This is a genomic window from Hydrogenophaga flava NBRC 102514, from assembly GCF_001571145.1.
Lineage (GTDB): Bacteria > Pseudomonadota > Gammaproteobacteria > Burkholderiales > Burkholderiaceae_C > Hydrogenophaga > Hydrogenophaga flava.
In genome coordinates this window covers 25,144-43,887 of record NZ_BCTF01000023.1, presented here as the reverse complement: position 1 = coordinate 43,887, position 18,744 = coordinate 25,144, and the positions used below count along the sequence as shown (strand labels likewise).

General features: G+C 71.1%; 16 protein-coding genes. 5 read left to right on the top strand and 11 right to left on the bottom strand.

Annotation, left to right across the window (positions count from 1 at the left end; genetic code table 11):
• Positions 1-3: 3 nt before the first annotated feature.
• The 8 genes from HFL01S_RS18780 to HFL01S_RS18745 all read right to left on the bottom strand — a co-directional run bounded on the left by HFL01S_RS18780 (position 4) and on the right by HFL01S_RS18745 (position 8,073).
• Positions 4-1,080: an NAD-dependent epimerase/dehydratase family protein gene (locus HFL01S_RS18780; protein ID WP_066261334.1), complete on the bottom strand. Its 1,077-nt coding sequence runs from the start codon at positions 1,078-1,080 to the stop codon at positions 4-6.
• Entirely contained in the window at positions 1,077-2,246 is a 1,170-nt protein-coding gene (locus tag HFL01S_RS18775; protein ID WP_066261332.1) for an MFS transporter, read from the bottom strand. Before HFL01S_RS18775 ends, HFL01S_RS18780 begins: the two co-directional genes overlap by 4 nt.
• 21 nt (positions 2,247-2,267) lie before the next feature.
• The gene (locus HFL01S_RS18770) at positions 2,268-2,900 is read right to left on the bottom strand and encodes a hypothetical protein (protein WP_066261331.1); all 633 of its coding nucleotides are present in this window, start codon (positions 2,898-2,900) and stop codon (positions 2,268-2,270) included.
• 4 nt (positions 2,901-2,904) lie between these two features.
• Complete coding sequence (locus HFL01S_RS18765) at positions 2,905-4,404, bottom strand: aspartate aminotransferase family protein (RefSeq protein ID WP_066261330.1); 1,500 nt, start codon at positions 4,402-4,404, stop codon at positions 2,905-2,907.
• Positions 4,405-4,431: 27 nt separating this feature from the next.
• The gene (locus HFL01S_RS18760) at positions 4,432-5,073 is read right to left on the bottom strand and encodes a class II aldolase/adducin family protein (protein ID WP_066261329.1); all 642 of its coding nucleotides are present in this window, start codon (positions 5,071-5,073) and stop codon (positions 4,432-4,434) included.
• The gene (locus HFL01S_RS18755) at positions 5,070-6,689 is read right to left on the bottom strand and encodes a xylulokinase (protein WP_066261327.1); all 1,620 of its coding nucleotides are present in this window, start codon (positions 6,687-6,689) and stop codon (positions 5,070-5,072) included. The genes HFL01S_RS18760 and HFL01S_RS18755 overlap by 4 nt, the downstream gene beginning before the upstream one ends.
• A gap of 1 nt (position 6,690) precedes the next feature.
• Positions 6,691-7,569: a TorF family putative porin gene (locus HFL01S_RS18750; RefSeq protein ID WP_066261325.1), complete on the bottom strand. Its 879-nt coding sequence runs from the start codon at positions 7,567-7,569 to the stop codon at positions 6,691-6,693.
• Positions 7,570-7,650: 81 nt separating this feature from the next.
• Entirely contained in the window at positions 7,651-8,073 is a 423-nt protein-coding gene (locus HFL01S_RS18745) for a DUF2147 domain-containing protein (protein ID WP_066261324.1), read from the bottom strand.
• Between the two features lie 106 nt (positions 8,074-8,179).
• Between HFL01S_RS18745 and HFL01S_RS18740 the strand changes: the two genes are divergently transcribed.
• Positions 8,180-8,893, top strand: coding sequence for a TetR/AcrR family transcriptional regulator (locus HFL01S_RS18740; RefSeq protein ID WP_084383484.1), 714 nt, complete (start codon positions 8,180-8,182; stop codon positions 8,891-8,893).
• A gap of 16 nt (positions 8,894-8,909) precedes the next feature.
• On the opposite strand, the gene HFL01S_RS18735 is transcribed toward HFL01S_RS18740, so the two are convergent.
• Entirely contained in the window at positions 8,910-9,794 is an 885-nt protein-coding gene (locus tag HFL01S_RS18735; RefSeq protein WP_066261322.1) for an SDR family NAD(P)-dependent oxidoreductase, read from the bottom strand.
• Positions 9,787-11,202 (bottom strand): flavin-containing monooxygenase, encoded by a 1,416-nt coding sequence (locus HFL01S_RS18730; protein WP_066261321.1) that lies wholly within the window; start codon positions 11,200-11,202, stop codon positions 9,787-9,789. Before HFL01S_RS18730 ends, HFL01S_RS18735 begins: the two co-directional genes overlap by 8 nt.
• A 173-nt stretch (positions 11,203-11,375) precedes the next feature.
• Between HFL01S_RS18730 and HFL01S_RS18725 the strand changes: the two genes are divergently transcribed.
• Positions 11,376-12,419 (top strand): AraC family transcriptional regulator, encoded by a 1,044-nt coding sequence (locus HFL01S_RS18725; protein ID WP_066261318.1) that lies wholly within the window; start codon positions 11,376-11,378, stop codon positions 12,417-12,419.
• 22 nt (positions 12,420-12,441) lie between these two features.
• On the opposite strand, the gene HFL01S_RS18720 is transcribed toward HFL01S_RS18725, so the two are convergent.
• The gene (locus HFL01S_RS18720) at positions 12,442-13,833 is read right to left on the bottom strand and encodes a TolC family protein (RefSeq protein WP_157538947.1); all 1,392 of its coding nucleotides are present in this window, start codon (positions 13,831-13,833) and stop codon (positions 12,442-12,444) included.
• A gap of 88 nt (positions 13,834-13,921) precedes the next feature.
• Here HFL01S_RS18720 and HFL01S_RS18715 point away from each other — a divergent pair, with 88 nt between their 5' ends.
• From HFL01S_RS18715 to HFL01S_RS18705, 3 genes are read left to right on the top strand one after another with little or no spacing between them, the layout of a single operon-like run.
• Complete coding sequence (locus tag HFL01S_RS18715) at positions 13,922-14,476, top strand: TetR/AcrR family transcriptional regulator (protein WP_066261317.1); 555 nt, start codon at positions 13,922-13,924, stop codon at positions 14,474-14,476.
• 41 nt (positions 14,477-14,517) lie between these two features.
• A complete protein-coding gene (locus tag HFL01S_RS18710; protein WP_066261316.1) occupies positions 14,518-15,639 on the top strand; it encodes an efflux RND transporter periplasmic adaptor subunit in 1,122 nt (373 codons plus the stop codon).
• The gene (locus HFL01S_RS18705) at positions 15,636-18,737 is read left to right on the top strand and encodes an efflux RND transporter permease subunit (protein ID WP_066261315.1); all 3,102 of its coding nucleotides are present in this window, start codon (positions 15,636-15,638) and stop codon (positions 18,735-18,737) included. Before HFL01S_RS18710 ends, HFL01S_RS18705 begins: the two co-directional genes overlap by 4 nt.
• The last annotated feature ends 7 nt before the right edge of the window (positions 18,738-18,744 follow it).

The window sequence follows — 18,744 nt, the reverse complement described above, 5'->3', positions numbered from 1 at the left end:
TCTTCATGGTGTGGGCGGGGTGTGCACGGGGGCCGGCGCGCCCCGGCGCTGGCGCAGCCACTCGATCGCATGCTCGGTCAGGGTGTCCCGGATCGGGCGGTAGGTGATGCCCAGCTCGTCGATGCTCCGCCGGTTGTCGACCGGGAACCGGATGCCCAGGTGCTTGCGGATGTAGTCCGGCGTGAGGCCGAACGCGGGGCCGATGAGGCGCACCACCCAGTCGGGGATGGTGTGGCGCGGCAGCAGCCAGGGCCGGGGGTGCACGCTGCGCAGGATCTTCGAGATCTCGACGAAGGAGATCATTTCCTTCTCGGCCAGGATGTAGCGCCCGTGCGCTTCCTGCCGCTCGGCCGCGCGCAGGTGGGCCAGCGCCACCTCGCGCACGTCCACCGTGGTCAGGCTCAGGTCGGGCATGCCGTAGAACAGCACGCCGCGCAGCATCTCGTCGAGCAGGTAGAGGCTGCCGGACGCCGACTCCGGCGTGAGCGAGGGGCCGAGGATCAGGCCGGGGTTGATCGTCACCAGGCTCCAGCGCTGCTGCAGCCCGTGCAGGCGCCAGGCCTCCTTCTCGGCCTCCACCTTGGACAGGTGGTAGGGGTTGTTCTCCAGCGTGCTGCTGGTGTTGAAGTAGACCTCACTGAGCACGCCGTCCTTCATCTGCCGCACGTCGATGTAGTCGCCGAAGATCGCGCCGACGGTCGAGGTCATAACCACACGCTGCACGCTGGGGGTGCGCTCGACGCTGCCCAGCACGTGGCGCGTGCCCTGCAGCGCCGGCTCCAGCATCTGCCGGCGCCCGTCGGTGATCTTCTCGGGCAGCAGGAAGGGCGAGGCCACATGGTGCACCACCGCACAGCCGGCCATGGCGGCGTCGAAGGAACCGGGCTTGAGCAGGTCCGCCTCGAACAGCGTCAGCCGGCCCGGGAACTGCTGCTGCAGAGCTTGCAGCGGGCGCAGCTTGGCCGTCTGGCCCAGGCTGCGCACCGTCGCGTTCACGCGGTGCCCAGCCTCCAGCAGCAGGCGCGTGAGGTGCGCCGCGACGTAGCCGCTGGCGCCCGTGACCAGATGGGCGGTGTTCACGACAGCACCCTGTGCGGTTGCGCGCCCTGGGGCACCCGGCCCAGCAACACCAGCACCGCCGCCGCCACAGCGAAGGCCACGCTCAGCAGCGGCACGGCGCTGGCGTCGTTCCCCTCGACCATGAACGAGCCCGTGAGCGGCCCCAGCGCGCTGCCCAGCAGCTGCGCCGCCGGCACCAGGCCGGCCAGTCGTCCGCTGGGGTCGGCGCGGAACGCCAGGCCGATGTGGAACGGCAGCATGAACAGCCACACAAAGCCGAACGCCGCACAGGCGATGGAGAAGCTGCGCACGCCACCTGCGGGCAGCTGGTACACGGTGGCGGTGACCGCGGCCAGCACCATCGAACAGAACACCAGCGTGGGCACCAGCGGCAGCCGGCGCACCGCCAGCGCCGCCACGCTACCGCCCACCACCTGCATCACCAGCACCGCGGCCACCAGGGTCTGCGCGGCCTGTGCGTTCAGCCCCACCGCCTGGCCCAGAGGCTCGATGTAGGCCCAGAACGAGCCCAGCGCCGCCAGCTGCAGGAACACCACGGCCAGAGGCTGCAGCGTGCGGGCCGACCACCGGAAACCCGAGACCGCGGGCGGGGCCAGGGGCGACAGGCGCGCGGGCTGCACGAACGCCAGCAGGCAGGGCAGCAGCGCCAGCAGGCCCAGCGCCACGAAGCCACCCGGCCAGCCCCAGCGCGGAATGATGGCGTTGGCCAGCGCCAGCCCCAGCAGGGCCTGGGCAATGGTCTGCAGCACGAAGAAGACACCGCCGATGCGCGCCGGCTGGGCGGTGCGCACGATCACGCCGGTGGTGCCCCAGATCAGCACCCCCTCGGCCAGACCGGCGCCGGCCCGCACGGCCGCCATGCCGCCATCGCCCACCGCCTGCAGGGTGAGCAGGTCCAGCGCCGCCGTGCACAGCGCCGCGAGGATGGTGATCTGCCGCAGCCGCAAGCCGGGCAGCAGGGTGTCGCCGAGCACCACGCCCAGCCCCAGCATGATGATCTCGGCCATGGCCACGATGCCCACGCCCTCCAGGCTGACGTGGCCAGCCTCGACCAGGGCACCGAGCAGGATGGGCTGCACGCCCACCATGAGCACGGCAATGGTGCCGATGGCCAGCGCGCCGGCCAGCTGCACGGGGGAAACGCTCGGATCGGTTTGGGTTGACATGGCAGGCCCCTCCAGGGTGGGTCAGTAACCGTTGCTCTCTTCGGGCAGATGCCCTTGCACGAACCGCACCGCCGCGCGCTGGCGGTCTTTCGCCAGGCGCCGGTTGGCCACCAGGCGGACGATCCAGGGCAGCGGGCGCACGCGCCCGTTGCCGGCCACGGCCAGCACATAGGCCTTGGCGCATTTTTCGAACAGCTCGGCGTTCAGCGCCAGGCGCAGCGCGGTGGTGCCCAGGCAGACCGGCCGGCCCCGCAGCAGCAGCGCGTTGCCGCCGGTCCGCAGCGCCACCGGCACATCCCCCGCGCCCGCGCTGGGCGGTCCCATCGGGCCCAGGTGGCGGGCCTGCTCGTCGAACACCTGGGGCATCGCGCCACCGAAGTCGGCCAGGCAGCGCCCGAAGCGGCCGCCACCTTCGGCGATGGCGCCCACGTCGCCCCGCGCGGCGTAGGTGGCGGCGTGCGCCTCGGCCTCGCGCGGTGCCGCGCGCCAGACCACGCGCTGCGGGGCGCTGTCGCGGGCGAGGCCGAACCACATGGCCTCGGTGCCGGGAATGCGCAGCGACAGGCTGGCGCCCTCGCCCTCCAGCAGGCCCTTGGCCTGCAGCCGGTCGCGCAGCCCGGGCCATTGCGCGCGCAGGTCTTGTTCGGTGCTCATGGCGTCAGACCAGTTTGAAGACGTCTTCGAAGCGGTTCAGCGCATCGTCGACCACGTCGTCGGTGTCGGCCAGGCTGGTGTAGATGCGGCTGCCGGCCAGGGTGATGAGGCCGTGGGCCGTGTAGGCCGCGCCCATCTCTTCCATCATGTGCTTGCGGCGCTTGGCCTCGTCCTTCACCTTGAACAGCTTCCACAGGCTGCTGGTGTCCAGCAGCAGCACGCCCGAGGTCTGCAGGTGCACGATGGAACCCATGTTGTAGGTCACGTAGGGCAGGCCCAGGCGGTTGATGATGCCCTCCAGCCCCTGGCGCAGCCGGTCACCCGCGCGCCCGGCCACACCGGCGGCGTCGGTGCGCTGCGCCTCCAGCAGCGCGTGGTAGCCCGCCACGCAGGACAGCGGGTTGGCCGACAGCGTGCCGCCCACGAAGGCGCGTTTGGCGGTGGTGCCGATGCCGCCCACCAGCATCATCATGATGTCCTTGCGGCCGCCGATGGCACCCGCCATGGGGTAGCCGCCGGTGAGGCACTTGCCCAGCACGGTGAGGTCGGGCGTGACGCCGAAGTAGGCCTGAGCGCCGCCCATGCCGATGCGGAAACCCGTGACCACCTCGTCGAAGATCAGCAGCGCGCCGAACTCGTCGCACAGTGCCCGCACCTGGCGGTTGTAGTCGGGGTGCACCGGGCGGGTGCCGCTCTCGGGGCCCAGGGGCTCCAGCAGCACGGCCGCCGTGCCGCCGCGCAGGCGGTTCCAGCGCAGCTGGCTGCGCAGCGCGTCCAGGTCGTTGGGGTTGCACTCCTGCGTGTTGCCAGTGGCGCCAGTCGGAATGCCCACCGCCTCCATGCGGCCGGTCTTGGGCAGGCGCATGCCGTAGACCAGCTGGTCGCTCCAGCCGTGGTAGGCGCCGCCCACCTTGATGATGCGTTTCTTGCCGGTGTAGGCGCGCGCCAGGCGCACCGCGCCCATCACGGCCTCGGTGCCCGAGCCCAGCAGGCGCACCATGTCCACGCCGGGCATGCTCTGGCACACCAGTTCGGCCAGCTTGACCTCGTACTCGTGCAGCAGCCCGGTGACGGGGCCGCACGAATCGAGCACCTCGTTCACCTTTGCGCGCACCGCCGGGTGGTTGGAGCCCAGCAGCGTGGGGCCACCTGCCTGCAGGAAGTCGATGTAGCGGTTGCCGTCCACGTCGGTCATGTGGGCGCCGTCGGCCTGGGTGATGGCGAGCGGGAACGGGTGGTTGAAGGCCAGGTTGTGCTGCACGCCGCCCGGGATCACGGTCTTGGCGCGTTCGGACAGGCGTTTCGACCCCTGGCAGCGCTCGTCGAAGTAGCGCATCACCTGCGGCATCTTGTCGGCGCGGATGGGCCGCATGGGCTGCTTCACCAGCTCGGCAAAGCGGCGGTAGAGGCTGTCCACATCGGGCCAGGCCGAAATGGCGGAAGTGGCAGGACGGGGCGCGGTGGTGGCCGCGGCGGCGGTGTGAACGGAGGACAGGTTGCTCATGGTGGGTGGGCCGGGTACAGGGAGGGATCAGGCGGCGAGCGCGTCGGCGACGCGCCGCAGGGCCGCCTGCATGAAGGGTTCACGTTCGCTGCGCGCCGCGATGCGTTGCAGCAGCAGGGAGGTGCACAGGGTTTCAAGGTCGTCCACCGCCTGCAGGGCGGCGCTGGTCGTGGCGCCGCAGCACAGCACGCCGTGGTTGAGCATCAGGTAGGCGTTGGTGTCGGGGCGCAGCTGGCGGGCCAGCTTGGACGACAGCCAGCCACTGCCCGAGGGGGCGTAACCCGCCACGGGAATGTGCTCGCCCAGCAGCCGCCGCAGGGGGCCGGGTGGCACCTGCAGCGGCTGTCCCAGCAGGGCGCAGGCGCTGGCCACGGGTTGGTGCGTGTGCACGCTGGCGTTCACGTCGGGCCGGGCGCGCAGCACCTGTGCGTGCAGGCCGCTCTCCACCGTCGGTGACTTGTTTCCTTCGACCTGCCGCAGGTCGGCCAGGCGCAGCACACACACGTCGTCGGCAGTCATCGTCAGATAGTCGGTCGCCGAGGGCGTGACGGCGATGTGCTCGGCGTCGATGCGCAGCGCGATGTTCCCGCCCGTGCCGGAGAAGTGGCCCTGGTGGGAGAGCTGGACGCACATCTCGACGATGGTGCGGCGGAAGGGCAGCGAGTTCATGCGGTGGCTCCCTGGTGCTGGTTGAGTCGGTGGTACAGCGGCGCCAGCCGGGTGCGCACCTCCTTGAAGGTCTCGAACTGGTCGTCGTGCAGGCGGCGCAGTGCGCTGGCGGGTTCGTAGACGGCGCGCGTGCGCCGCAGGTGCGCCAGGTCGGCAAAGGACAGCGCGCCCATGCCCACCCCGGCGATGAAGGTGGCGCCGATGGCGTTGGTCTGGATCGGGTTCTCGATCTGCCGGATGGGCTGGCCGGTCACGTCGGCCATGATCTGGCACCACACATCCGACTGCGCGCCGCCGCCCACCGCGGTGATGGTGCCGGGGTTGCGCCCGAGCAGGCGGGCAAAGGGCTCCAGCATCCAGCGGGTGTTCAGCGCCACGCCTTCCAGGAAGGCTCGGAAGATGTCCTCGCGGGTGTGTTCCAGCGACATGTTCAGCAAGCCGGCGCGCAGGCACGGGTCGTCCACCGGTGTGCGCTCGCCCAGCAGCCAGGGCGTGTAGATCAGCCCGCGCGCGCCGGGTGGCACGCGCGCGGCGATGCGGTTGAGCGCCTCGTAGACCGCGGGGTGTTCTTCGTCGCTGGCCAGTTCGTCCGGGTGGTAGAGGATGCGGTCGCGCAGGAACGAGAGGTTGGCCCCTGCCGTGGACTGCAGCGCCATCGCGAGGTAGCGCCCGTCCACCGCGCTGGGCACGGCGGCGATCTTGTGGCGCACGTCGGTCTTCATGAAGGGCACATGCGCGCCCAGCCAGGACGAGGTGCCCAGGTACAGGTGGGTTTCGAAGTCGCCCACGGCGGCACCCACCGCGACGGCGGAGTTGTCCACCGCGCCGGCCACCACCAAGGTTTTCTCGCTCAGGCCCAGGGCCTGCGCCACGTCGGGCAGCAGGGGGCCGAGCACGTCGGTCGAACGCACGATCTCGGGCAGCTTGGCCGCGTCGATGCCCAGCAGGCGGATCAGGCCGGCGTCGTAACGGATGTGGTGCGCGTCCCGGTTGTCGGTGACCCAGGAGGTGACCGTCGAATCCTGCGTGGCACAGAAGCGGCCGGACAGGCGCAGGTTCAGGTAGTCCGGCACGTTGAGAAACTTGTGGGTGCGCTCGTAGCGCTCGGGCTCCTCGTCGTGGACGTAGGCCATGTGACCGGCCGAGTCGCGTCCCGACAGCGAAGGCGCACCGCCGGTCAGCCGCAGCCAGCGCCAGAGCTTGAGCGGACCGTAGCCTTCGATGCTGGGGCCGCGCCCGCGCACCCGGCGCGCCATGGCGGCCGCGCCCCGGGCGTCGAGCCAGGTGAGCGCGCGCCCGATGGCCTGGCCGCTGCGGTCCACACACACCGTGCCCTCGGTCTGCGCGGAGCAGCACACCGCCACCACACGGCGGCGCAGTCCGGCGTCGCCGGCGAGGATCTCGCCCGCGCTGCCGAGCAAGGCCGTCCACCAGTCCTGCGGCTCCTGCTCGGCCCGGGCGCCCTGCACATGCAGCGGCACCGCCCGGAACGCCCAGGCGTGCACCGTGCCGTCCAGCGACACCAGGGCGCACTTGCAGCCCGAGGTGCCCAGGTCCACCGCGAGCACGAGGCGCTCGTCGGTGGGGGCGGACCGGTGATTCGGCGCCTGTGTCATGTCAGAAGCTGCGGGAGACCGAAAGAACGAGGCGATCGTTGTCGGTGGCGCGCACCTTGTCGCCATCGAACGCCAGGTACAGCTCGCGCACGCGGGTGCGGGTGGTCACCCACTCGGCGCTCCAGCTGTAGCCCCAGCGCTTGTGGGTCACACCCACCGCGTAGTCGGCAAAGTTCGCTTCCTTGAAGTTGGCGATTTTCTGGTAGCCACCGTGCAGGTTGAGCGTGGTGGTGGGGTTCAGTTCGAACTTGTAGCCCAGGTCGAACAGCCAGCTGCCGCGCGAGTTCTGGTCGCCACGCGCATAGCAGGCCAGCCCCGGCATCGGGTCGGCCATGGTCGAGAGCATGGTGCCGCACACGCCGCCGGTGTTGGCGCCGCGGTAGTTCTTGGAGATCACATTCATGAGGCGCGCCTCCAGCGCGCCGTAGCCGACCTCGGCCAGCGCGAACGCGCTGTCGTACTTGGTGCGGCGCCAGTCCGTGGGCGAACCCGTGGCCATGTCGAAGCCGTGCGGCGCTTCGAACTGCGCGCCAGGGAACAGCTCGGTGGCAAGGCCCACGCCGAAGTGCCAGCCCTCTGGATCGCCAAAGCGGTAGCCGCCAGCCAGCGTGACGCCCAGACCTTCGCCGCCGAGAAACTGCTTCTTGCTCACCGTGGCGAACTCGGCCAGGCCCACCAGGCCGCTCTCGTGCGCAATCTGCACACCGAGCTTGGCACCGGGCCGGTTGAAGGAATCAGAGACACCGCGGCTGCGCACATCGGAGGTGAGCTTGACCTCGGTGGTGGTGGCGTAGCTGGCCATTTCCTGGCCGAACGATGGCAGGGCGGCGCCGGCCAGCGTGGCGGCCACGGCCAGGGACAGAGGACGGAACGGGATCATGGAGAACTCCTTGCTTCGGTGGTGGGAGGGGCGGGGAAAACGGCGGGGGGGGAACGGCGGGGTATGGCGATCAGCGCCTGATCAGCGTTTGCACTGGGGCGCGTCGGGCAGCCGGTCCACGCGCTTGAGCTGTTCGGTCTGGCCCAGGACTTCCACGCCCACGAAGGCGCGGATGCGCAGCTCGCTGCCCCTGGCGCGCACGGCGCCCTTGTATTTCCGGTCGTCGCGCGGGTCGTAGACCCAGCCGTCGCGCCAGGCGTCCTTCTCGTAGCGCGCGAGCTGCGCGATGCGCACCCCGCAGGTGTCGGCGGCCGTGCCGGCGTCCTTGTCCCAGACGATGATTCCGCACAGGGCGCCGGCCGGCTCGGCGCAGGGCGCGAACTGGATCACCGCATCGCCCTCCGGTGTCATCCACAAGCCCTTGGCCTCGTCCGGCCCATCGGCCAGGGCGGGCAGGCTCAGCACACAGCAGACAAGGGCCAGCAGGCGGAAGTGCAGCGTCATCAGAAGCCCCTTTCTTGAGCGGTATCAAAGACCAATCAGATAGTTATGACTAGTATATAGTGATGACTATCGTTTTTGCCAAAAAAGATTACTGGGAGAATCCCTGATGCCCATCGCCACCCGAGCCATGACAACGAGCCGCAAGAAGCCACAGCCCTCGCTGGTCGCCAAGAAGCAGCCGGCGCAGCAGCGCGCCACCGAGACCTACGAACGCATCCTGGAAGTGACCGCGCAGACGCTGGCCGATGTGGGCATCGAGCGCTTGTCGACCAACCTGGTGTGTGAGCGCGCCGGGCTCACGCCCCCGGCCCTCTACCGCTATTTCCCCAACAAGTACGCGCTGCTGTCGGAGCTGGGCCAGCGCCTGATGCAGGCGCAGAACGCACGTGTCGACCGCCACATGACGCTGGAGGTGTTCGCCGGGGGACTGGAAGCGCTGGAGCACGCGATGGAGGGGCTGATCCTCGACACCTACGAAGCCACGGTGCAGACCGTGGGCGGCGTGTGGATCATGCGGGCCCTGCGCGCGGTGCCCGCGCTGCAGCAGGTGCGGCTGGCCTCGCACGCCGCCGTCACGAAGGAACAGACCGAGTTGCTCGTGCAGGCGTTTCCCGATGCGAATCCGGCCGAGCTGCAGATGGTCAGCCGCATCGTGGTGGAACTGGTCTACGCCACCGTCGAAATGATCTTCGACGAGCCGCTGGACGTGAAGGCCGTGGCCCGCACCGTGGCCGGCATGATCGCCAGCCACCTCACCCGCATCCGGCCGGACGCCGCGCCACCGCGCAAGGCCACCGGCCAGGCGGCGGCCCGCCGCTGAGACCACTGCCCTGCCCTCAGGGCCGCGGCGGCGGCACGAGCTGCCAGACGCCGTCCTGCTGGCGGATCATGCCGCGCTGTTCCAGCGAGGCCAGGTAGCGGCGGTGCCCCGCATCGCCCTGGCGCCGGAACAGCGGAATCAGGCGCCCGAGCAGGTTGGGCACCAGCATGGCCAGCCGCACCGTCCACGACTCGCTGGGCCGCACATAGCGCTCCAGGCAAGGCTGGTCCAGCATGCGCAGCACCTGCAGCGCCACCTCGTCGGGCTGCTGCGGCGGGTCGATGAACTGCAGCTTGTTGCCACCGTCGATGGCCTCGCGCACCAGCATGGGCGTCTCGGTCGCCGAGGGGTTGATGATTCCGAATTTCACGCCCAGACGCGGTCCGTCCAGGCCCAGGCAGAGCATGGCGCCGCGCAGGCCGAACTTGGTGGCCGAATAGACGCTGGTCTCGGGCAGCGGGAAGATGCCACCGAGCGAGACGATGGAGATCACCCGGCCGTCCGCCGCCTGGCGCAGCTGCGGCAGCAGGCTGTGCGTCAGCAGCACCGGCGCCAGCAGGTTGATGCCGAACTCGCCCTGGATGGACGCCAGGCTGCGCTGCTCGAACGGCTGCGTGTCCGCCACTGCGGCGTTGTTGACCAGAAGGTCGAGCCGCCCGATGCCGTCGCGCACATGGTCCACCAGCCGCTGCACCGCCTCGGCGTCGGTCAGGTCGGCCACATGCGCCGTGGCCAGGGGCCCGAGCGCGCGCACGGCCTGGTCCAGGCCAGCCGCGTTCACGTCCACCAGCAGGCAGCGCACGCCGCGTTCGATCAGCCGCGCGGCGATGGCCCGGCCCAGACCGCCCGCGCCGCCCGTGATCAGCGCCACCCAGCCGGAACAGTTCAAGGGTTCAGCCATGGGACACCACCTCCCGCACCGGTGCCTGCGGGCCCGGTGCCGGGGCCGCGGGCGCGACCCTGACGCGGTCGTAGAAGGCCTCGCTCAGCTCGTTCCAGCCCATGCGGGCGCGCAGCTTGCGCAGGTAGGTCTTGAAGGAATGCGCGTCGATGTACACCGCGTGGCGCGGCGAGTCGACGAAGCGGATACCGCCCGAGAGGTCGGGCTGGTCGTGCTGTATCAGCTGCTCGAAGCGGGCCGCGCTGGCGTCGCGGTCGCGCTGGGCTCGCAGGTAGGACGCAATCATGAAGGCCTGGGTGTCGAACAGCTTGTAGGCGCTGGAGTTGTTCTCCAGGTAGCCGATGCCGAACAGGTTGCGGTGGTCGCGGCTGAACATCGACAGGTAGAGCTGGGGGCGTCCGCCCCGCCACTCGAAGTACTCGGCCGCGTAGCGGCAGCTCCAGCGGTAACCGGTGGCGCACAGCACGAGGTCGACTTCTTCGCGCGAGCCGTCCTTGAACACCACGACGCGGCCGTCCAGGTGCGAGATGTCGGGCTTGACCGCGATGTTGCCGTGCTGCAGGTGGTGCAACAGCTGCGAGTTCATCAGCGGGTGGCTTTCGAACAGCCGGTGGTCCGGCCGGGGCAGACCGAAGCGCGTGAGGTCGCCGGTGATCAGGCGCAGCAGCCCGGTGAAGACCGGCCGCGCCAGCCACAGCGGCAGGTGCGGCCCCGACTCGCCGAACTCGTCGGCCGGCATGCCGAAGATGTGCTTGGGGATGAAGTGGTAGCCGCGCCGCACGCTGATGAAGGCCTGGTCCGCGTGGGTGGCGGCGTCGCAGGCGATGTCGGCCCCCGAGTTGCCCGCCCCCACCACCAGCACCCGCTTGCCGCGGAACTCGTCGCCCGAGCGGTAGGTGACCGAGTGGCGCAGTTCGCCGCTGAACTGGCCTTCAAAGGTCGGCAGGTTCGGATCCCAGTTGCAGCCGGTGGCGCACACCACGGCCTTGTAGCGCCGGCGCGTGCCATCGCTCAGTTCGACCACCCAGTGGCCGGCGGCGTCCTTGCGCACCTGGCTCACACCGGTGCCCAGGCGGATCGCGCCGCGCAGGCCGTAGGCGTCGGCAAAGCTGCGCACATAGGCCAGGATCTGGCGGTGCGAGGGATAGTCCGGGAAGTGTTTGGGCATGGGAAAACCCATGAACCCCGACAGGTCGCGCGAGGAGATGAAGTGCGCCGACTCGTAGATCGGCGAGCCCGGGTTGTCCATGTCCCAGAGGCCGCCCACGTCGCTGTGGCGCTCGAACTGTTCATAGGGCAGCCCCTGGGCCTTGAGCGCCCGGGCCGCGCTCAGGCCGCCGGGGCCGGCGCCGATGATGCAGGTGGCCTCGCCGCAGTCGACGACGCCGGGTTCGGTGGTGGGGGTCATGGTGTCTCCTTCGTGGCTGGATGGGGTGTCGGGTGCCGGGGCTGGTGCGAAACAGCTGGCGTGAATCTAGAGGCGGCCCCGCCTTCGACTGGGGACCCATCCGGCCAGACAGGGAACCATTGCGGCCACACATCGGTCACACTCTGGTCACGCTACGGCCTCCTCCGGAACCCATGACCCCACCACGCCCTGCACCCGGCGGTGACACCCGCCACCTCACCGACGCCACGCTGGTGCCCAACACCGCGCGCTCCCTGCTGGGCCTGCTGCGAGAGCGCGGGCTGCCGCCCGGACGGGTCTGCCGGGGGCTGGGCTTTGGCTACCGCGACCTGTTCGACCTCGGCATGCGGCTGTCGTACCGGCAGCTGCGGCTGCTCATCGTGCGCAGCTACCAGGCCCTGCAGGACCCGGCGCTCGGCCTGTCCGCCGGGGCGCGGCAGACCCCGGTGTCCTGGGGGCTGCCGGGACTGGCCATGCTGACCTGCGAAACCCTGGGCGAGGCCATCGAATACGGCCTGGCACACCAGGGCGACGTGGGCGCCCTGGTGGAGCACAGCACGTCCATCCAGCGGGACGAGATGGTGCTGGAGGTCCGGCCCAAGCAGTTCGATGTCGCCATCGAACCCTTTCTGGTGGAAGAGGCCTTCTCCAGCGCCGTGGCCGTGGTGCGCGGCCTGGTCGGCCCGGGCTACAGCCCGCGGCGCGTCGAACTGGCCTACCCGCGGCCGGCCCACGCCCGCGCCTACACGCAGTTCTTCCGCTGCCCCGTGCACTTCGGCGCCGGGGCAAACCGGCTGGTCAGCGACACGCAGTGGCTGGCCGCCCCCCTGCCCGGCTACGACGAGATCACCTGCCGGCCCCTGCGCGCCCAGCTCGACGGCTTTCTCAAGCGACCGGAGCGCCGCAGCGACCTGGTCCAGTCCATCGCCAGCCGTCTGCGCGCCCACCTGGACCAGCCCCAGCCCCTGCACGCCGTGGCGCAGGAGCTGAACATGAGCGAACGCACGCTGCGCCGCCGCCTGACCGAACAGGGGCTGTCCTACCAGACCCTGCTGGACGACATCCGGCACGAGCGCGCGCGCGACCTGCTGCAGCACGCGGGCCTGCCGGTGGCCGAGGTGGCCCTGGCCTGCGGCTTTGCCGACGCGCGCAGCTTCCGGCGCGCGTTCAAGCGCTGGTCGGGCGCGCTGCCCGGCGAGCGCCGCGGCGCGCCGTGAGCCGCGGCGCCCATCGAACGGTTCACACCTGGCCGGCGAACGCCCGGCGCACCGACACACCCGCCACCCACTGGGCGCCGCGCGCCTGCAGCAGGGCGTCCTGCGCGCGCAGCTGGCTGCGCCGCACGTCCAGCACGGTGTCCAGGCCCACCAGGCCGGCCTCGTACAGCCGCTGGCTGCGCGCCGCCGCATCGGCCGCCGCGCGCTGGGTCTGCTCCAGCTCGGCCACGGTGGTCTCGGCCGCGGCCAGCTGGACCAGCGCGGTCTCGGCATCGGCCAGCGCGCCGATCATGGCTTTCTCGTAGCTGGCCATGGCCTCCTGGGTGCGCGCCTCGTGCACGGCGATGTTGGCGCGGATGCGGCCACCGTCGAAGACCGGCAGCGCCAGCGACACCCCGTAGCCGACCACCAGCGTGGGCGATGCGCTCGCCCCGCCCACGCTCAGGCGCTCCTTTCGGCCCGCCCAGTCCAGCTGGATGCGCGGGTAGAGGTCGCGCCGGGCCACGCCCAACCGAGCCGCAGCGGCCTCCAGCGCCCGGGCCTGCAGCTGCACGTCGGGGCGGCGCTCCAGCAGCTCCGCCGGCAGCAGCCCCGCAGGTGCGGCGATGCCGGAGGCGCCGGCGTCGGCGAAGGCCAGCGCGGGGTCGGGCTGCGCGGCGCCGGTGAGCACCGCCAGCTGGCGCAGGCGCGCGCGCTGGGCACCCTGCAGCTGCACGAGCGCGGCGCGCTCCTGCCCCCGCTCGGCCAGCAGGCGGTCCACGTCCAGCGCGCTCGACTGGCCCACGCCGAAACGCCGCCGGGCCACCTCGATCTGGTGCTCCAGTGTGGCCAGCGCGTCGCGCGCCACGGCCTCGCGGCGGCGCAGCGCCTGGATCTCGAACCAGGCCGTGCTCACGTCGGCCGCGATGGCGACCCGCATCGCCCGCTGCGCCAGCTCGGCGCCCTGCGCATCCAGCGTCGCCGCCCGGCTGGCCAGACCCTGCGCGCCGAACAGGTCGGGTTCCCAGCCCGCGCGCAGGCCAGCCGACGACACGCTGGCCTTGGGGCTGGCGCTGGCATCGCGCCCCCGCTGCGCGCTGGCCGCCAGGCCCAGTTGCGGCATCTGCTGTGCATCGGCCGCATCGACACCGGCGCGCGCCTGCAGCACGCGGGCTGCGGCGATGTGCAGGTCGCGGTTGGAGCGCAGCGCCGCCTCCACCAGTGCGTTGAGTTCGGCGCTGCCGGCGGATGCCCACCAGGCCCCGGTGGCTGGCACGGCCGCCTGGGCGGTGGGGGCGGCCAGGGGGGCGTCCGCGCTCCAGGCGGCGGGCGCCTGCCAGGCCGCGGCGGGTGTGGTCACGGGTGCGGCGCAGCCCGCCAGCGCCACCAATGCGGCAGTGGCCAGGGCCAGACGGGCCGGGGAAAAACAGCTCATGAACGATCTCCTTGTTGACAGACGGCGCTCGTAACTTTACTATACGTGCAGTATAGTTTCAACCACTTCAGTACTTCAGGAGCCTTCCATGCCCAACCCACCCGGACGCAGCAGCTCACGCGAGAAGCTGCTGGACGCCGCCGCCGAACTGATCGCCACCCACAGTGTTCAGGAGCTGACGCTGGAAGGTGTGGCCGCCGCCGCCGGGGTCACCAAGGCCGGCCTGATCTACCACTTCAAGACCAAGGACGACCTGCTCGGTGCCCTCGTCGAGCGCATGAGCCAGGAGCTCGACCAGCGCAGCCGGACCAAGGCCGCGCAGCGCGGCGCCACCATCAGCGCGCGGCTGATGGCCCTGGTGGACGACACCTTCGACATGCCTGCCAGCGAAAAACGCTTGCAGGCCAACCTGCTGGCCGCGGCCACCAGCTACCCGCACCTGCTGGGCCCGGTGCAGCAACTCTTCGACCGCACCTACGGCGAGCTGAGCGACACCGGGCCCGAGGCGGGCCTGGCGCTGGTGGTGGCCGCCGCCCTGGACGGTCTCTTGCTGCTGGAGTTGCTGAACCTGCACCAGTTCAGCCCCCAGCAACACGCCGCCATGCGCCAGGCGATGCAACAGCTCGCCCAGCGCTTCGACTGACTTCCCTGTTTTCCCATTCCCCCTGAACCGGACACCCTCCCATGCCATCGCCCCGTCGCAAGACCATCGCCACCGCCGCCCTGCTGGCCGCGCTGCTCGCCGGCTGCACCGAAGCACCCCCGCCCGCCGCCACCGCGCCCCGCCCTGTCAAGCTGGAACGGCTGACCACCGCCGCAGCCGACGCCACACAGACCTTCGTCGGCACCCTGCGCGCGCGCCAGCGCGCCGAACTGGGCTTTGAACAGCCGGGGCGCATCGCCGCCATCCTGGTGGACGTGGGCGACCGCGTGCGGGCCGGCCAGGTGCTGGCCCGGCTGGACGCAGCGCCCGCGCAGTGGCGGCTGGACAAGGCACAGGCCGACCGCACGGCCGCGGCCGCCGCGCTGGCCGAGCGCACGACCCAGCTGCAGCAGCACGAGGCCCTGGCCAGGGACCAGATCATCTCGGCCACCGCGCTGGAAGCGGTGCAGACGCAGCACCGCGTGGCACTCAGCCAGCTGCAGGCCGCCGACGCCGCGCTGGCCATGGCGCGCCGCGACCTGGCGCTGGCGGACATCAAGGCACCCTTCGACGGCGAGATCGTCGCCCGCACCACCCAGCCCCACAGCGACGTGGGCGCCGGCCAGACGGTGCTGCAGATCGAGGCCGGACAGGCGCTGGAGGTGGTCAGCATGCTGCCCGAGGCGACCGCCGCGCACCTGCAACCCGGGCAGACCGCGACCGCCCGGCTCGGCAACACCGCTGGGGATGCCGGCACCCGGCCGCTGAGGCTGGAACGGCTGTCCACGCACAGCGACAACGGCTCCCTGGTGCAGGCGGTGTTCCGCCTGGACGGCGCCGCGCCCGGCCTGCGCAGCGGCTCGGTGGTGTCGGTGGAGCTGCCGCAGCCGCAGACCGCCGGCGTGACCGTGCCCGCCCCGGCCCTGCTGCCGGCCACCGCGCCCGGCGCGGCCAGCGTCTTCGTGTTCGACGCGGCCCAGGGCACGCTGGTGCGGCGCGCGGTGCAGATTGGCAGCCAGGTGCTGCCCGGCGGCCGCATCCCCGTCACCTCGGGCCTGCAGGCGGGTGAGCAGGTGGTCGTCGCGGGCACCGCCTTCCTCACCGACGGCCAGGCCGCCGTGCCCCACACGCCGACCACCCTGCTGCACGGAGCCCAGCCATGAAGCTCACCGAGTCCGCACTCGGCGCCAGCCGACTGACCTTCTTCGTCGCCGCCCTGGTGCTGCTGGCCGGTATGTTCGCGTTCCTGAAGTTCCCGTCGCAGGAAGAACCCTCCACCACCATCCGCGACGCGATGGTCTTCGTCGCCAACCCCGGCCTGCCGGTGGAGCGCATGGAGCAGCTGATCGCGCGCCCGCTGGAGGAGCGGCTGCGCGAGCTGCCCGAGGTCAAGCACGTGGTCAGCACGGTGCGCACCGGCCTGCTCATCACCCAGGTCACCGTGCACGAGCACCACGCCGATCTGCAGCCGATCTGGCAGAAGGTGCGCGCCAAGCTGGCCGAGGTCTCGCCCCTGTTCCCCGACGGCACGCTGCCGGCACAGGTGAACGACGATTTCGGACGGGTAGCCGTGGCCTCCATCGCCGTCACCGCACCGGGTTTCTCCATGAGCGAGATGCGCGAGCCGCTCAAGCGCCTGCGCGACCAGCTCTACACCCTGCCGGGCGTGCAGAGCGTGAGCTTCCACGGCCTGCAGGACGAACGCGTCTACATCGAGTTCGACCGCGCGCGCCTGGCGGGTCTGGGCCTGGGCGCCCCCGCCGTGCTGCAGCAGCTGCAGCAGCAGAACGTGGTGCTCTCGGGCGGCCAGGTGGTGCTGGGCGGGCTCAACAGCGCCCTGGTGGCCTCCGGTGAAATCGTTTCGCTGGACGCGCTGCGCCAGTTCGTGCTCAGCGTGCCGCAGCGCAGCGGCAGCGCCGATGCCACCGTGCGCCTGGGCGACATCGCGCGCATCCAGGTGCTGCCCGCCGATCCGCCGGATTCGGCCGCCGTCTACCGGGGCGAACCCGCCGTGGTGCTGGGCGTGTCCATGCGCGCGGGGCAGAACATCCAGGCCTTTGGCGAATCCCTGAAGGCCCGTGTGGCCGAACTGCAGCAGCAGCTGCCGGCCGGCTTCGCGCTCGACTACGTCACCTTCCAGGCCGACGTCGTGGACCAGGAGATGGGCAAGATGAACCGCGTAATGGGCGAGACCATCGTCATCGTGATGGCGGTCGTCGTGCTGTTCCTGGGCTGGCGCGCCGGCCTGGTGGTGGGCAGCATCGTGCCGCTGACCATCCTGGGCACGCTGATCGCCATGCAGCTGCTCTCCATCGAGCTGCACAACGTGTCGATGGCTGCCATCATCATCGCGCTGGGCCTGCTGGTGGACAACGGCATCGTGATTGCCGAAGACATCGAGCGCCGGCTGGCCGCCGGCGAGGAGCGGCGCGAGGCCTGCATCCGCGCCGGCCAGACACTGGCCATCCCGCTGCTCACCTCCTCGCTGGTGATCATCTTTGCGTTCTCGCCCTTCTTCTTCGGCAACACGTCGATCAACGAGTACCTGCGCCCGCTGGTGATCGTGCTCGCGCTGTCGCTGCTGGGCTCCTGGCTGTTCTGCCTGACGGTGACGCCACTGCTGTGTTACCACTTCCTCAAGCCCTCGCACCACGCCGCGCAGGCCGACGCGCCCCCCGAAACCAAGTTCTACCGCGCCTACCGCCGGGTGATTGCCACGGTGCTCGACCACAAGGCGGTCTTCCTGGGGGCCATGGCACTGCTGTTCACCGGCGCGATGGCGATGCTGGCCAGCGTGCCCGCGGGCTTCCTGCCGCCGTCGGACCGGCCGCAGTACCAGATCACCCTGGAACTGCAGCCCGGCAGCGACTCGCGCGCCACGCTGTCCACCGTGCAGGCCGTCAGCCGCTGGCTGAGCGACAAGGAAGCCAACCCCGAGGTGACGACCAGCATCGGCTACGTGGCCGACGGCGGGCCACGCATCATCCTCGGGCTCAACCCGCCCCTGCCGGCCTCGCACATCGGCTACTTCACCGTGGGCGTCCAGGACAAGGACGCGCTGGACCCGATGATCGAGCGCACCCGCGACTGGCTGGCCCAGCACCACCCCGGGCTGCGCGCGGACGTCAAACGCTTCTCGCTGGGCTCCAGCGACTCGGGCACCGTGGCCTACCGCATCTCGGGCCCCGACGAGGGCGAGCTGCGCCGCCTGGGCGCTCAGCTTCAGACCGCGCTGCGGGGTGTACCCGGCGTCGTGGGCGTGCGCGACGACTGGGACCAGCGTGTGCCCCGGCTGGACGTGCAGATCGACCAGCGCAAGGCGCGCCGCCTGGGCATCACCAGCGAAGATGTTGCCACCTCGCTGGGCGCGCGCTTCAGCGGCGTGGCGGTGTCGGCCCTGCGCGACGGCGACACGCTGGTGCCGCTGGTGGTGCGCGGCACCGCCGCCGAGCGCCATCAACCCGAGGACGTGGCCAACAGCCTGATCTACCCGGCCACCGGCGCCGCGCCGGTGCCCCTGTCGGCCATCGCCACGGTGTCGATGGGCTCGGAACCCTCCGTCGTCCGCCGCCGCGACCTCGCGCGCACGCTCACCGTGCAGGGCCGCAGCGAAACCCAGACCGCGCAGCAGGTGGTGGACCAGCTCGCGCCGACCGTGGCCGCGCTGGCGCTGCCGCCGGGCTACCGCATCGAACTCGGGGCCGAGATCGAAGAAGCCGCCGAAGCCAATGAGGCGCTCAGCGAGTACCTGCCGCACGCGGCGGTGGCGATGCTGATCCTCTTCGTCTGGCAGTTCGGCTCGTTCCGCAAGCTGGCGCTGATCCTCAGCATCATTCCGTTCGCCCTGATCGGCGTGGCGCCCGCGCTGAAGATCGCAGGCGAGCCGCTGGGCTTCATGGCCAACTTCGGCCTGCTGTCGCTGGCCGGCATCATCGTCAACAACGCGGTGCTGCTGCTCGAACGCATCGAGGCCGAGCTGGCGGCGGGAAAGTCGCGCCGGGAAGCGGTGATCGGCGCCGCCGTGCAGCGCCTGCGCCCCATCGTGATGACCAAGCTCACCTGCGTGGCCGGCCTGGTGCCGCTGCTGCTGTTCGGCGGCCCGCTGTGGTCGGGCATGGCCGTCACCATCATGGGCGGCCTGCTGCTGGGCACGCTGGTGACCCTGGGTCTGGTGCCGGTGATGTACGAGCTGCTGTTCGGCCTGCGCAAGCCCGGCTGGCTCGGCCAGCCAGGACTGGCGGGTGCGCAGGCGGCAGGCTGAGCGGGCA